Below are 14613 nucleotides of genomic sequence, written 5' to 3'. Positions count from 1 at the left end.
CATTAAGTACAATAATTGTGTACTATTACTATGTAATGTTAAGAATAGACTATGGAGTATAGAAGTTTAGTTGCAGTAACTAAGCTTAAAGCATTCTAAATCGTAATTTCAAAGTTTTTCATCACATTAATAATGTTAGTTAGTAGTTTAGGAGTTATCCATATGGAATTTGGTAATATAAAATGGTTTAATGTTGAAAAAGGCTATGGTTTCATCAAGCCAGAAGGTAAAGGTGAGGACGTTTTTGTACATGTTAGTACATTAGAACGTTCAGGAATAAGACCTGATGAACTTCGAGGAGAGGATAAAAAGAGAGGAATGAAAGGGGAAAGAGTAAGTTATGAGCTTAAAGAAGAGCGTGGTAGGAACGGAGAAGATAAAAAGTCTGCAATAAATTTAAGATTGGAAGATTAGTCTATCGTGAAGCTTTTTAATAGGGTAATGTATTGTGAGTAATTTTCATGAAATGGGGCTTCCAACTTTGCTTAGGCAAGCTCTAAGTAAAAATAATCTTTGTGTTCCAACCCCGATTCAGGTGCAAGCGATTCCTCTAGCTCTTCAGGGCAAAGATATTCTTGGGTCTGCTCAAACGGGAACTGGAAAAACCTTAGCGTTTGCTATTCCACTGGTTGCTAAATTGATGAATGAGCCAAGCATTGGTTCAGCTTTAGTCATCGTGCCAACCAGAGAGCTTGCTCATCAGGTAACAAGTGAGATAAGAAAACTCTTATCTCAAAGTTCTTTACTAAGAGTTGCTTTGTTGATCGGAGGCGAGCCTATTTTTAGGCAGCTAAATCAGCTTCAGAAAAAACCACAAATTATAATAGGTACTCCTGGTCGTATTATAGACCATATTGAGCGTAAAACTTTAGTTACTCGGAATGTTGGTATTCTTGTGCTTGATGAGACGGATCGTATGTTTGATATGGGCTTTGGAATTCAGATTGAAGAAATTATGAAGCATTTGCCTAAAATAAGGCAAACTCTTATGTTTTCTGCAACTCTTCCTGGAGAAATAGTAAAACTTACTGAAAAATATCTTAATCAACCAGAGCGTGTTTCTGTCGATTGCCAGGCTACAACTTCTGTAAAAATTAAACAAGAAGTTGTTTATGCATCAGAATCAGAAAAATATGGCAAGCTTGTTACACAATTATGTCAGCGCAAAGGATCAATCATTATTTTTGTCAAAACAAAGCGAGGAGCGGATCAGCTAGCTGACAAATTGCACAAAGATGACTATAGCGCTTTGGCAATTCATGGTGATTTAAGGCAGCACAAGCGTGAAAGAGTCATTGATTCTTTTCGTCGTGGCCGCAATCAAATCATGGTTGCAACAGATGTTGCTTCTCGCGGTCTTGATATTCCGCACATTCAACATGTTATCAATTATGATGTACCACAATCGCAAGCTGATTATGTTCATCGTATAGGTAGAACTGCACGTGCGGGAGCTGAAGGATTTGCATTATCTTTTGTTACACCTCAAGATAAGAGAAGACTGCCTGCACTAGCAGATAAAGAAGGAGAGCCAAATTTTGATTGTAGTATGCAATCTCAAAAACGTAATAGCAAAAAGATCTTTAAAAGGCCAAGTACGTTAAAGGCTAAATACGGTAGAAAAAAGATCAATGTATTTAAGAAGAAAAGCAGAGTACTAGAAAAAGCGTATTAATGTACTTAACTATTCTTCTATTCTTTAAAAGCTCCAGTAAACTTGCTGCAAAGTGAAGTGATTGGAGGATGGTAGAAAGAATATATAGCTAGCCCAAATTAGATTTACCTACAATTTGATAATCTTAATTCTGCTGCTTATAACGTTTTGAGATTATCACAACGGTATAATGTTAGGCTGTGTGGACTATAATCTGTAGCTTAATTCAATTTGGCTACAACGAGCTGCTAGATTTCAGTTTTTTTAATAATTGTGTGCTACTAATTATATATAAATTTACACTTTTAAAGAGAATAGATGATTTCTAAAAATTTAGAGGCAAGTTTAAATAGAGCGTTACAGATTGCTTCTGATTGTAAGCTTAAATATGCAAAAGTGGAACATTTGTTGCTAGCATTAACCAAAGATGTGGATGTAAATTATGTTTTATCAAGATGTAACATCAGAGCTGGTGAAATCATAAATATAGATAATATTATATTAAGGAATGATCGTGGTAATAATGCAAAAGGTTTTTTACAAGACAACTCCGAATTAACTGTCAATAAAGTTGAGCCTGATGTGCTATTTCAACGCATAATACATAAAGCCATGATACGAGCTCATCGTCTGGGAAGAAAAGAAATAAATGGAGCAAGTATTCTATTAGAGATTCTGTCTGAGCAAGATTTATACATTGAAGAGCTATTATGCAAACAGAATGCAAAGGATTCTAATTTGATTTATAACATATCCAATATAAAATATTCAGGTGATATAGAAGAATATGTAACTAATCGCAAGATAAAACTTGATAAGAATAACGATATCTCTACTGTAGCAAATAAAGGTGAATTATTAAAAGATGAAGAAGTTCTACAAAATTATTGTAGAAATTTAAATGATTATGCAAGAAGCAAAAAAATAGATTATGTCATTGGTCGTGATTATGAATTAAATCGCACTATAGAAATCTTGCTAAGACGCAGAAAAAATAACCCTTTATATGTCGGAGAACCAGGTGTTGGTAAAACAACAATAGTTGAAGGCTTGGTATTGAAAATTATTGAAGGTAGTGTTCCGAGTGCACTGAGATCCAGCATAATTTATGCTTTGGATTTAGGATCACTTCTTGCAGGAACACGCTATAGAGGTGACTTCGAAGAGAGAATAAAATCTATAATAAAAGTAATTGAGGCAAAACCTGGCGCTATTCTTTTCATTGATGAAATACACACTATTATTGGAGCAGGTTCAACAAGTGGCAGCTTTCTTGATGCTGGCAATCTGCTCAAACCTGCACTTGCAAGAGGTGCGTTGCGTTGTATAGGTGCAACTACATATAGAGAATATAGCAATAGCTTTGAAAAGGATAAAGCATTAGCAAGGAGGTTTCAAAAAATTAATGTAAAAGAGTCTTCTATTAATGATACAGTAAAGATACTAGATGGTATAAAGCATTACTATGAAAGGTATCATGGAGTATATTACACGAAACATGCCATTAAATCTGCAGCTGAACTTTCACACAAGTATATTACTGGGCGAATATTACCTGATAAAGCAGTTGATGTTATAGATGAAGCAGGGGCATATTGTAAGTTACAAAAAAGCAGGCGAAAAATTATAAACAGTAGAGACATTAAGAGTACTATCGCTAGGATTACAAACGTACCTTGCGGGTTTGATGATATGCAAAGAGTAAAATCTTTGAAAGAAAATCTCAATAGGGCCATTTTTGGTCAAGAGCAAGCGATAGAGTTTCTCGTTAATTCTATTAAAATTGCTAAATCTGGTCTGAGAAGTTACAATAAACCCTTGGCAAAGTATCTTTTTGCAGGGCCAACTGGTGTAGGTAAGACTGAGCTTGCGAAGCAGCTAGCACAAAATATGGGTATGAACCTTATTCGGTTTGATATGTCTGAGTATATGGAACCTCACACAATATCTAGAATGATTGGTTCCCCTCCTGGATATGTGGGTTACGACCAAGGTGGATTGCTTACAGAATCTGTATCTAATAATCAATATAGCGTAGTACTTCTTGATGAAATTGAGAAAGCTCATAGTGATATTTATAATATATTACTACAAATCATGGATTATGGTTGTGTTACAGACACTTACGGACGTAAGGTTAATTTTTCCAATACGATTTTAATTATGACAACCAATGCAGGGGCATTTGAACGTAACAAAAGTTCTATTGGCTTTGGGTATAAAAACTTTAACATCAGTGACAGCGAAAAAGCAATGGAACGGGTTTTTAGCCCCGAATTTCGTAATCGTCTTGATGCAGTCATTTCCTTTTCTGATTTGGATGCGGATGTCATTTTGCACATTGTGGATAAATTTATTCAGGAATTAAAAAAACAACTTGTGCAAAAGGGTATAAGCTGCTCAGTGGAAGAAGAAGTAAAGTCTTATCTTGCGCAAACAGGTTATAGCAAAGAAATGGGAGCACGCCCAATAGAGAGGCTGATTGAAAAAGAGATAAAAAGTCATTTGGCTGAAGAAATACTGAATCGTCGATTAATTAAAGGAAAGAAATTAAGGATTTATATTGGTAAACACGGAATTGCTTTTGATATAGTTTAAATTCTTGCTTGAGTATTAAATTTGTAGTATAGTCACTATTTTTTAATGAGGCTATAGTGGCAAGTTTAACCAGAAATCAATATTACAGTAATCAAGATTTACGGAATTTATTTTCAAGGCTGGGAATAAAAGCGGAAGAAGTAATAAGCCAGGAGTTTGATGATGTACTTAAGTTAGTTGAGCGGCGCTTTAGAAGAGCTTCATTAAAATGTCACCCTGATAAAGTAGTAGGAGAGAAAGAGAAAAAAATAGCTGAAGAAAAGTTTAAAAAACTTAGTGCAGATAAAGATAAGCTAGAGAAATATCTTAACGACTTAAAAGCAGCTGGCATATCTATAACATTACAGCGAGAAGTGCAGGAAAAACAAAGGAGAATCAATGAGATTCTATTGCGTAGAGAGAAAGCTGTGAATAGAGCATGTTTATTTTTTATATTAGCAAATGTGGTACTTGGTCCGTCGCCTCAAGTCAAATATTGCTTATCACAACTTGCTAACAGTGGCAAAGTGCAAAATATTGCTTATAAATTTTATGCATTCAGCATTGGAGTTTGGCCATGGTTATTTATTATATCCTTTTGTAGTATTATCTATGCAGCAAGTAAACAAAGAGGCTCACAAGAAGGAAATCTAGATAGGTTAAATAGAAGATACAATCTACTTATTGCTGCTGATAATTATGTAATATGTATATCAGCAGCGTTTGCTGTATGCAGTTTAATGTCGGAAGTTGCACAAAATGGCTGGCCTGTTCAATATGGAACGATGCTAATAGCTAATTTAGCATTAGATTTATTACTTATTGCTTTACTTAGGACTTTTGTGAAAGCTTTTGAACTATATGGTGAATACTGTATCCAGTGTTTATATGAAGAAGATGCGGAATTTAGTTATAAAGAAAAATTTGCATGGTATGACTACAAATTAGTACTTATGCCGCTCGTTCTTCCTATTGTTAAAATGTATTTTGAAGATTTAGTTCAAGAAAAACCACAACAGCATACTACTGATCCTAAAGTTACACCTTTAAATATAGGCGTAGGAACAAGAGCATAAAAAGGTCTTTGCTTCAACTATAGTTTTTGCTACACTTTGAGTAAATTTGAAGATATTAATGAGTGAAGAAGTAAAACAAATCCTAAGTTACTACGAAAGTGAAAACCCTGGAGTAAAGGCGAATCTTACTCGCATTCTTATGCATGGGAAACTTGGTGGAACTGGCAAGTTAGTAATTCTCCCTGTAGACCAGGGATTTGAGCACGGACCAATAAAAAGTTTTGAAGTTAACCCTAATGCTTACGATCCACATTATCATTTTCAGCTTGCAGTTGATTCAGGAGTAAGTGCATACGCTGCTCCGCTTGGTATGATCGAAGCTGGTGCTTCAACTTATGCTGGAATGCTACCACTTATTTTGAAGCTTAATAGCGCTAACTCTTTGCACTCAAAAAGCTTAACTTCAGATCAAGCAATAACTGCCTCTGTAAAAGATGCGCTGCGTTTGGGCTGCATGGCTGTTGGGTTTACTATATATCCTGGTTCTGCTAAGTGTTTTGATATGATGGAAGAAGCTCGCAAAATTATAGCTGAGGCTAAATCTTGTGGCCTTGTTGTAGTGCTATGGTCTTATCCACGTGGTGAAGGGGTTTCCAAAGAAGGTGAAACAGCAGTTGATGTGATTGCCTATGCTGCGCATATAGCGGCTTTGCTCGGTGCCAACATAATAAAAGTAAAACTTCCAACCAATCATCTGGAAAGAGAAAAAATAGAAAATATTGAATCATTATCTAAAAGAATTGAATATATTAAAAAGTCTTGCTTTGCAGGAAAAAGAATAGTAGTTTTCTCTGGTGGTGAGTCAAAGTCAGTGGATGATATATACAATGAGGCAAAAGAAATTAAGCAAGGTGGTGGTAATGGTTCAATTATCGGGCGCAACACTTTTCAAAGAAAAAAAGAGGATGCTTTATCTATGCTAAAAGATATAATTAATATCTACGCATAAAAAACGGCTGGGTGGCAGAATGGCTTATGCGGAGGACTGCAAATCCTTTTATACCGGTTCAATTCCGGTCCCGGCCTCTTACTCCAATTAGATCGTTTTTTCTTCTGAAATTTTAACAAGAAGTGTGGCTTTTAATGAAATATTTAAAAAAATAAGATACTATATTCAAAATATAAGCAGTAAAATGCCAAAGAGATTAACAGAAGTTTTATTATTGATTGGTTTGCCCTTCTTGCTTACCAGTTGCACTTTTCACTATTTATTAAAGAGCTCGTATACTCATCTTGCACCAGAAAAGTACCCTTCATCCAACAAACAGCCGGTTTACGTCGGTACAGCTTACAGTGCACAGACTATATATAATGCGTTATTTAATGACTTTCTGTTAATAGGTAAGTCATCATTCACAGCCAAACATGGGCGTGCTAGTCAATATGTTAACTATGGAAGAGAAGTTGGAGCAGATGTGATAATCGTATCATTTCAAAATATGCAAAAGGATAAAGAGCATTTTAGCATCACAGAAAAACTATTATGGGACACAAGCTTAACAACATTTCATACAAGGACCATTATAAACTTTGATCAGGACGTACTCTTTCTAAAAAAGGTAGGTGATGCAAAAGCTCCATGGGAATATGTCAAAGGAGAGTTCAAGCTTCACGAAAAAGACGATACTGATCCATATCTAGGGAATTGGGTAGGGTATAGAATATGCGAGATTGCAATATCTTCTTCAGAAGATGAATACTTAGGATTTGTAAATGAAGATAATTGTAAAGAAAAATCTGGAATAAATAAGATGCTTGCTTGGAAAAATGGGGATGTAAGGTTGCGGATTAATAAACAATCAAAACAGGGATTTTATTTAAATCGAAATAAGATTCCTATACTAATAAAATCTCAAATTAACAAATTTGGCTACCTCGAATTAGTAGATGAAAATACTGATCAAGTTCTGGTTTCCCTTCAGAAAAATTAGTTTTTACTACCCATAGAAACTATATACTTACTATTTTGATAAACCTCAAGCTTTCTAAGTTATTCTTGTTGCATGGTAAAAAATAAACTAAAAATAAGCAAAGTGTTTTACAAAATGATATTACGTAATTTATTGTTTTTACTGCCGCCTGAAATCGCTCACTCCTTGGTAATAACGGCGTTAAAAAAGATGCCCTGTAGGAAACCTATAGAACTACCTAAGTCTTTAAATGTAAACTTTTTTGGTAATAAAATTAGGAGTCCTGTAGGTCTTGCTGCAGGTTTTGATAAAAATGCGGAAGTTGTAAAGCCGATGCTCTCATTTGGTTTTGGATTTATTGAGGCTGGTACTGTAACTAAACATCCCCAATATGGAAACAAAAAACCGAGAATTTTTCGATTAATTAAAGATGAAGGAATAATTAATAGATTGGGATTTAATAATAAAGGAGTAGACTATTTTCTTAAACAGATAAGTGAAACTAAACTTGGTAATTGTATTTTTGGTATAAATATAGGAAGAAACAGTACATCAAAGGACCAAATCAGCGATTATGTTGACTTAATAAAGATAGTATATGGAAAGAGCAATTATATAGTACTGAACATCTCATCCCCAAACACACCTAACTTGCGCGATTTGCACAATAAACAAGAATTATCCAAATTGTTGAAATCTATCACTCTAACCCGGAAATCAATCGATAGTTCTGAATCCATACCGATAATATTAAAAATTTCTCCAGATATAGATCAGCAAACAAAAGAAAATATCGCTGAGCTTACACTAGAATATAAAATTGACGGCTTAATAGTAAGCAACACTACGATAAGTCGAGATTCTTACTATAATGAGAGTGGTGGGTTGAGCGGCAGGCCATTATTTCAACTTTCAACCGAGTTATTGAGTGACATGTACAAGCTTACTAAAAGCAGAATTCTATTGATAGGATGCGGAGGAATTTCAAGTGGTGTTGATGCATATGAAAAAATAAAGGCAGGAGCCTCTTTAGTACAACTGTACACTGCTCTTGTATACCAGGGGCATCAAGTTGTGAACAAAATCAATCTGGAGCTTGCAGAATTGGTAAAAAGAGATGGATTTAGTAACATTACTGAAGCAGTGGGTTGTATACATTAATTTTGGAAGTTATTGATATTGTTTTAGTAAAGTAGAGCTAACTTTTTAGTGTAGAGGTATGATAGAGAGTGCTTTTCTATTGAATGATTAATATGAGAGTTTTGAACGATACAATATCTAAAGTTATTAATTACAAATTTACAGATTATGCAATATTAGAAGAGGCATTAACTCACCCAAGCGTAAATAAGAGAAATAGCGAAGACCAGGTTGTAAGCTACGAAAGGCTAGAGTTTTTGGGCGATAGTGTTTTGAATATGGTTGTGTCTGTTATGCTGTTTAAAATGTTTCCTGAAGAAAAAGAAGGAGCATTGGCAAAAAGAAAAACGGATTTAGTTTGTGGCAGTACCATTGCTAATGTTGCTAAAGAAATAGAGTTAGGTAACTTTATTATCATGAATAATAGTGAACGTTGTAACGGAGGAAAATGTAACTTAAAAAATTTAGAAAATTCGCTTGAAGCACTAATAGGTGCAATTTATATTGACGGCGGACTTGAGAGTGTTGAGAAATTTATTATCCGACATTGGGAAAAGCTAGCTAAGGACATCCTCGATCCTCCTCAAGATCCTAAAACTTCACTGCAAGAATGGACTCAGAGAAATAAATTACCTTTACCGAAGTATGAGCTTGTAAAACAAACTGGACCAGCACACAATCCTGAATTTACTATATCAGTTTGCATAGAGAGTTATGACAAAGTTTCTGCATGCGCTCCTAGTAAGAAAATTGCTGAACAAAAAGCTGCTGAGTTGATCCTAGAAAAAATTAAAAAAACGACTTAGTTTAATCAAAATAGCTGTTAGCATAAATTTAAAGTAAGCTAAGCTCTTTAGTTCAGCTTACATATTTTTTTATCTCAGCCAGAATCTTATCAGATTGACTTTCATCTGAATTTAAATCAGCTACAAAGTGTGTGACATATTTTCCTTCAGGGCTAATAAGGTATATCATTGAAGAATGGTTAATTTCCTCTTCTCCATCTACTTTACTTGCATATACTTTATACTTTGCAACTACTTCATCTATTTTTTGTCTTTCACCAGTGAGCATTTGTATTCTATGGTCAAATTGCTGCTGAAATTCTTTAAGCCTTTCTGTATTATCGCGCTCAGAATCAACTGTGATAAAAAATGTTTGTAGCTTGTTGTCAGTTTTCTCGTCTAACTTTGCAAGTGTTTCTGAAATTATTCCAAGGTTCATAGGGCAAATTCTTTTACATGAGGAAAATCCAAAAAAAATCATCATATACTTATCTTTGAAATCACTACTGCGTACTATTTGCCCGTTTTGGTTAATCAAAGAAAAATCCCCACCTATTTTAATTTCTGTATTTTGTGAAACAAATATGCCTTGCTTAGTAAAATAACAATAACCTAAGAAGATAGCTGCTACTGTTATTAGCAAACTAGACAATAACCTTATAAACTTTATCATTAAAGCGTTTCCAATAAAGTTAAATCATATATTGATTAGTTGATTGATTCAATATATTCCTTCCAAAGTGGGTTGTTAATTTTATCTAACAATTTCTTATGCTCATCAATTTCTTTAATACTTGGTGAATGTTCTCTGCGAGCTAAATTACGCACTTTATGTTGAATAAACGTAGAGTTATTGTCCTGAGCACATTCATTATTAAATAAAAAGGTTTGCAATCCTCCTGTAAGCTCAACATAGACCTTTGCAAGCAATTGAGCATCAACTAATGCTCCGTGTAACTCTCTACCTTCTAGCGATATATCAAAACGCTTGCATAATGCATTTAAAGAAGCAGGTGATCCTACAAACTTTTTTCTTGCAAGTGGTAATGTATCTAGCACTCTATCTGAGGAAATTAACCCAGCATTTAACTTGCCTAACTCCATATTAAGGAACTTAACATCGAATTCAGCATTATGAATCACCAAAATGTCATTGGATATGAAGTCAAGAAATTCAAGTGCAACATCTGAGAATAGTGGTTTATCTTCCAAAAATTCCTCACTAATACCATGAATCTTAAATGAGTGGTAAGGTATATCTCTTTCTGGATTGAGATATCGATGAAATGTTTTACCTGTTGGAATACGATTAATTAGTTCTACACATCCTATCTCAATAATTCGATGGCCAGATTTAGTATCAAGACCTGTAGTTTCAGTATCAAGTACTATTTCTCGTAGCCTACTTTTCATCAGTTGTCATTTGTTGTTAAATTTTTATCAGTACTTGCCTTCTTATAGTTAATAGAAACAAGTAACCAAGTTAGATCTGATGAATTAATATTTTTTTTGAATTGCCATACATCTTCAACTTTGTTAATAGTAGACATGCTACCTGATGTGATGTTTCCTTCGTTATTCTTAACGAAGTTAATTTGCTCTGAAAGGAAATATACTGCAATAAATATTACGTTTTTTACTAACTTTATTTCTAAGATCTTTTGTGAAACGATAGAAACAATTATGGACTCATGTGTCTCTTTACGATGTTTAATCTTATCCACAAAACTGTTATATAAGTCTTTGTCCAGAAGGGATTTTAATTGAGGTAAATTTCCTTGGTTAAAATATTTTATTATTAATTCAAAAGCTATGCTTGAACCTTCTATAAAATTGGAAATAGAAAACTCTTTGTTTTTTTGTAATATTTGTTCATAAGTAGTTTCTATTGAACTTTTGTCGTTGCTATAAATATAATCTTCGATATTTTCTACCACATCTTCTTTACTTTGACTTACATCCAATACACCTGTTAGCTTTTTTAGGTTGAGACTGGCTGATCTTCCTAAAGAATTATATAAGCGTGAAAAAATAAACGCCGCTAGTAAAGCATATATTACAAGCTCTATCATGGTAACTTAACTCCTTGATATATAAAGTATCTAAATATTATTAATTATTGATAAAAATATGTTTTTCATATTAACCTATAGTTAGGTTTACTATTCATTTGTAAATGAATATATTATATAAGAAAGTATTAAACATCTCAACTTAATTAAAGGAGACGTAAGAAATGTCACAACACAAAATGAAAATTCATGGTCAGTATGTCAAAGATTTTTCGTTTGAGAATCCAAATTCGCCATTCCTTCCTTCTAGTAAAGCTCCTGATATTAATGTAATGGTTAATATTAATTCAGCAAAATTAGAAGGAACAGAAAATAAAAAAGGAATAAGTGAAGAAAAGCCTTTTCATGAAATTACTTTGCATATAGAAGCCAAAGCAACGGTAAAAGATGAAGATGTAAAAGATGATATAGCTTTCATTTGCGAGGTAAAGTATTGCGGTATTTTTTCAATAGAAAATTTTACAGAGCTAAGTGAGGAAGAGGTGAGACAAGCTTTATTTATTGGTGGACCTACTTTTCTTTTCCCTTTTGCAAGAGAAATAATTGCAAGAACTACAAGTAGTGGTGGGTTTCCTCCACTTATGCTAGATCCTATAGATTTTGAAACTATGTATCAGCAGCAAAGTCAACAACAAAAAAGTAGCGCTAGTAATTCCAATTTTAACTAATACAGGATGAACAATTCTTTAAATGCAAAGACGACTTTAAATATTGATGGAAGGTTATATAACTACTTTAACCTAAGTAACGCTGGTAAATTTTTAGGAGTAAATTTAACAAAATTGCCTTGTTCACTCAAGGTATTGCTTGAAAATTTATTGCGCAACGAAGATGGAGTAAGCGTTAAATTAGATGACATAAAGATATTAGCAAATTGCGTCAAGAAACACATTAATCACGAAATTAGCTACAAGCCAGCAAGGGTTTTGATGCAGGATTTCACAGGAGTTCCTGCTGTCGTTGACTTAGCTTCAATGCGTAATTATGTGAAGAAAAACGGAGGTAACCCCAGCAAAATAAATCCATCTGTACCTGTTGATCTTGTGATCGATCACTCTGTTCAAGTAGATAGTTACGGAAGCACTTCTGCATTTGGTAAAAACGTTGCACTGGAAGTAAAAAGAAATTTGGAGAGGTATCAATTCTTAAAATGGGGAGAGTCATCCTTCACAAATTTTAGAGTAGTGCCACCAGGTACTGGAATTTGCCACCAAGTGAATCTTGAATATTTAGCGCAAGTTGTATGTAACGATAGCGGAGTTCTATATCCAGATACCTTAGTCGGTACAGATAGTCACACTACTATGGTAAATGGTTTATCGGTTCTTGGTTGGGGTGTTGGTGGAATAGAAGCTGAGTCTGTGATGCTTGGTCAACCAATTAGTATGGTAATTCCAGAAGTAGTAGGATTTAAATTAATAGGAAGACTTTCAGAGGGAGTAACAGCAACTGATCTAGTGCTAACGATTACTAATATCCTGAGAACAAAAGGCGTTGTTGGCAGATTTGTGGAATTTTATGGTGATGGCTTAGATTGTTTATCTTTGGCAGATAGAGCAACCATAGCTAATATGGCTCCAGAGTATGGTGCAACTTGTGGATTCTTTCCAATTGATCAGAAGACACTAGATTATTTAAACTTAACCGGAAGGCCAAAAGAGTTGGTTAAATTAGCTGAAGTCTATGCAAAAGAACAAGGGCTGTGGCGTAGTAATGAAGAATTGGCGTTCTTTGACACACTGAAGCTTGATTTATCAAGCGTAAAGCCAGTGATGGCTGGTCCTAAAAGACCACAGGATAAGATTTTCCTTTCAGAAGTAGCGGAATCTTTTTCTACATCTTTTCCTATTAATGAGACAAACAGACCTCCGTTGGAACCTATCTATGGCGATCAGCTCCAGAGTGGCAGCGTAGTGATTGCAGCAATAACAAGCTGCACTAACACCTCAAATCCAAGTGTGATGATTGCTGCAGGTCTTGTAGCTCGTAATGCAATTAAACTTGGATTAAAATCAAAGCCTTGGGTTAAAACTTCTCTTGCTCCAGGGTCACAAGTTGTGACAGAATATTTAGAAAAGTCTGGATTGCAGGTAGATCTAAATGCTTTGGGTTTTAATCTAGTTGGATATGGCTGCACAACTTGCATTGGAAATTCTGGTCCACTTAATAAGGATATAGAGGATGATATAAAAAACAAAAACTTAACTGTTGCTGCAGTTTTGTCTGGCAATCGTAACTTTGAAGGAAGAATTCATCCGTTAGTCAAAGCTAATTACTTGGCATCTCCGCCACTTATTGTTGCATATGCACTTGCAGGCACTGTGCAAATTGATTTGACAAAAGATTCAATATGCAAAGATAAGAATGGAAATGATGTCTATCTCAAAGATATATGGCCAACAAATAATGAAGTTGAGAGCTGTGTTAAAAGTGTTGTGACGCGTGAAATGTTCATACAAAAGTATAAGGATGTTTTTTCTGGTGATGAGCATTGGCAAAAGATAAAGTGTGAGAAAGGTGAAATCTATGATTGGGACACGAAAAGCACTTATATACAAAACCCTCCCTATTTTGATAATTTATCGACTAAGAACAATGGAAGCAACATAGTTGATATAAAGAATGCGCAAATACTAGCGATGTTTGGCGATAGCGTCACTACCGACCACATTTCCCCTGCTGGAAATATTGCCTCAAATAGTCCTGCAGGCATATATTTAAAAGGTCTTGGAGTTGAACCGCAAGATTTCAATTCATATGGATCTCGCCGCGGTAACCACAACGTAATGATGCGTGGAACCTTTGCTAATATCAGAATAAGAAATAAAATGGTGAGCGCTGAGGGTGGCTATACAAAACATATTCCTTCTCAAGAAACTATGTCAATTTTTGATGCAGCAATGCAATATAAAAGAGAAGCTGTTCCATTAGTTGTCATTGCAGGAAAAGAATATGGTACAGGTTCAAGTAGGGATTGGGCAGCAAAGGGTACTGCATTACTGGGAATTAAAGCTGTGATTGCAGAAAGTTTTGAACGCATACATAGGTCCAACTTGGTCGGCATGGGTGTTCTTCCACTTATATTCCAAAATGGAATAACCAGAAAGATATTTGATGGTAGTGAGATAATAAGCATAAAAGGTGAAATAGTATCAAATGGAAATCTAGAATGTATCATTAAAAGACAGGATAATTCAAAGCAATCAATACAACTCAAATGCTGTGTACAAACCGCAACTGAGATTAAATACTTAATGAGTGGTGGGGTGTTAAGCTACATACTTCTTTCGACTTAGTAAAAGTAAGTACTAGACTTCTTTTAGCTCCAGCCCTGGTCCTTTTAAATAATGATTTGTTCTATGCGAAGTTATGATATAATTTTACCTTACATATAGTAAA

The 14613-nt window shown here is 34.5% G+C and carries 13 protein-coding genes and 1 tRNA gene; 11 read left to right on the top strand and 3 right to left on the bottom strand.

From position 1 onward, the window contains the following. Positions 1-162: 162 nt before the first annotated feature. From OPR37_RS05050 to rnc, 9 genes are all read left to right on the top strand, one after another. Positions 163-414 (top strand): cold-shock protein, encoded by a 252-nt coding sequence (locus OPR37_RS05050; RefSeq protein WP_007302456.1) that lies wholly within the window; start codon positions 163-165, stop codon positions 412-414. A 34-nt stretch (positions 415-448) separates the two neighbouring features. Continuing rightward, on the top strand, positions 449-1675 hold the full coding sequence (locus OPR37_RS05045; protein WP_012481988.1) for a DEAD/DEAH box helicase: 1227 nt from the start codon (positions 449-451) through the stop codon (positions 1673-1675). Between the two features lie 297 nt (positions 1676-1972). Continuing rightward, positions 1973-4252 carry an AAA family ATPase gene (locus OPR37_RS05040; RefSeq protein WP_007302458.1) on the top strand — a complete coding sequence of 760 codons (2280 nt, stop codon included), beginning with the start codon at positions 1973-1975 and terminating at the stop codon, positions 4250-4252. 56 nt (positions 4253-4308) lie between these two features. Next, positions 4309-5307, top strand: a complete 999-nt coding sequence (locus tag OPR37_RS05035) for a molecular chaperone DnaJ (protein WP_264376718.1) — start codon at positions 4309-4311, stop codon at positions 5305-5307. Positions 5308-5365: 58 nt separating this feature from the next. Next, complete coding sequence (locus tag OPR37_RS05030; protein ID WP_213863897.1) at positions 5366-6256, top strand: class I fructose-bisphosphate aldolase; 891 nt, start codon at positions 5366-5368, stop codon at positions 6254-6256. 5 nt (positions 6257-6261) lie between these two features. Continuing rightward, a tRNA-Cys gene (locus OPR37_RS05025) sits at positions 6262-6333 on the top strand. 107 nt (positions 6334-6440) lie between these two features. Further along, positions 6441-7238: a hypothetical protein gene (locus OPR37_RS05020; RefSeq protein ID WP_052264760.1), complete on the top strand. Its 798-nt coding sequence runs from the start codon at positions 6441-6443 to the stop codon at positions 7236-7238. A 72-nt stretch (positions 7239-7310) separates the two neighbouring features. Continuing rightward, positions 7311-8378, top strand: coding sequence for a quinone-dependent dihydroorotate dehydrogenase (locus OPR37_RS05015; protein WP_007302462.1), 1068 nt, complete (start codon positions 7311-7313; stop codon positions 8376-8378). A gap of 92 nt (positions 8379-8470) precedes the next feature. Continuing rightward, entirely contained in the window at positions 8471-9163 is a 693-nt protein-coding gene (gene rnc / locus OPR37_RS05010; protein WP_012481989.1) for a ribonuclease III, read from the top strand. 52 nt (positions 9164-9215) lie between these two features. Here rnc and OPR37_RS05005 read toward each other — a convergent pair whose 3' ends face one another. The 3 genes from OPR37_RS05005 to OPR37_RS04995 are packed head-to-tail and all read right to left on the bottom strand — an operon-like array spanning position 9216 to position 11214. Next, entirely contained in the window at positions 9216-9815 is a 600-nt protein-coding gene (locus tag OPR37_RS05005; protein ID WP_264684854.1) for an SCO family protein, read from the bottom strand. Positions 9816-9850: 35 nt separating this feature from the next. Next, positions 9851-10555, bottom strand: coding sequence for a DNA polymerase III subunit epsilon (dnaQ, locus tag OPR37_RS05000; RefSeq protein ID WP_007302465.1), 705 nt, complete (start codon positions 10553-10555; stop codon positions 9851-9853). Further along, positions 10555-11214, bottom strand: a complete 660-nt coding sequence (locus OPR37_RS04995) for a Tim44/TimA family putative adaptor protein (RefSeq protein ID WP_007302466.1) — start codon at positions 11212-11214, stop codon at positions 10555-10557. The genes dnaQ and OPR37_RS04995 overlap by 1 nt, the downstream gene beginning before the upstream one ends. A 164-nt stretch (positions 11215-11378) precedes the next feature. Here OPR37_RS04995 and secB point away from each other — a divergent pair, with 164 nt between their 5' ends. Both secB and acnA read left to right on the top strand, forming a co-directional pair. Then, the gene (gene secB / locus OPR37_RS04990; protein ID WP_007302467.1) at positions 11379-11882 is read left to right on the top strand and encodes a protein-export chaperone SecB; all 504 of its coding nucleotides are present in this window, start codon (positions 11379-11381) and stop codon (positions 11880-11882) included. 6 nt (positions 11883-11888) lie between these two features. After that, positions 11889-14510 carry an aconitate hydratase AcnA gene (acnA, locus tag OPR37_RS04985; RefSeq protein ID WP_052264762.1) on the top strand — a complete coding sequence of 874 codons (2622 nt, stop codon included), beginning with the start codon at positions 11889-11891 and terminating at the stop codon, positions 14508-14510. The last annotated feature ends 103 nt before the right edge of the window (positions 14511-14613 follow it).

Source organism: Wolbachia endosymbiont (group B) of Lycaena phlaeas (assembly GCF_947251875.1).
Taxonomy (GTDB): Bacteria; Pseudomonadota; Alphaproteobacteria; order Rickettsiales; family Anaplasmataceae; genus Wolbachia.
This window is presented reverse-complemented; position numbering and strand designations above follow the sequence as displayed.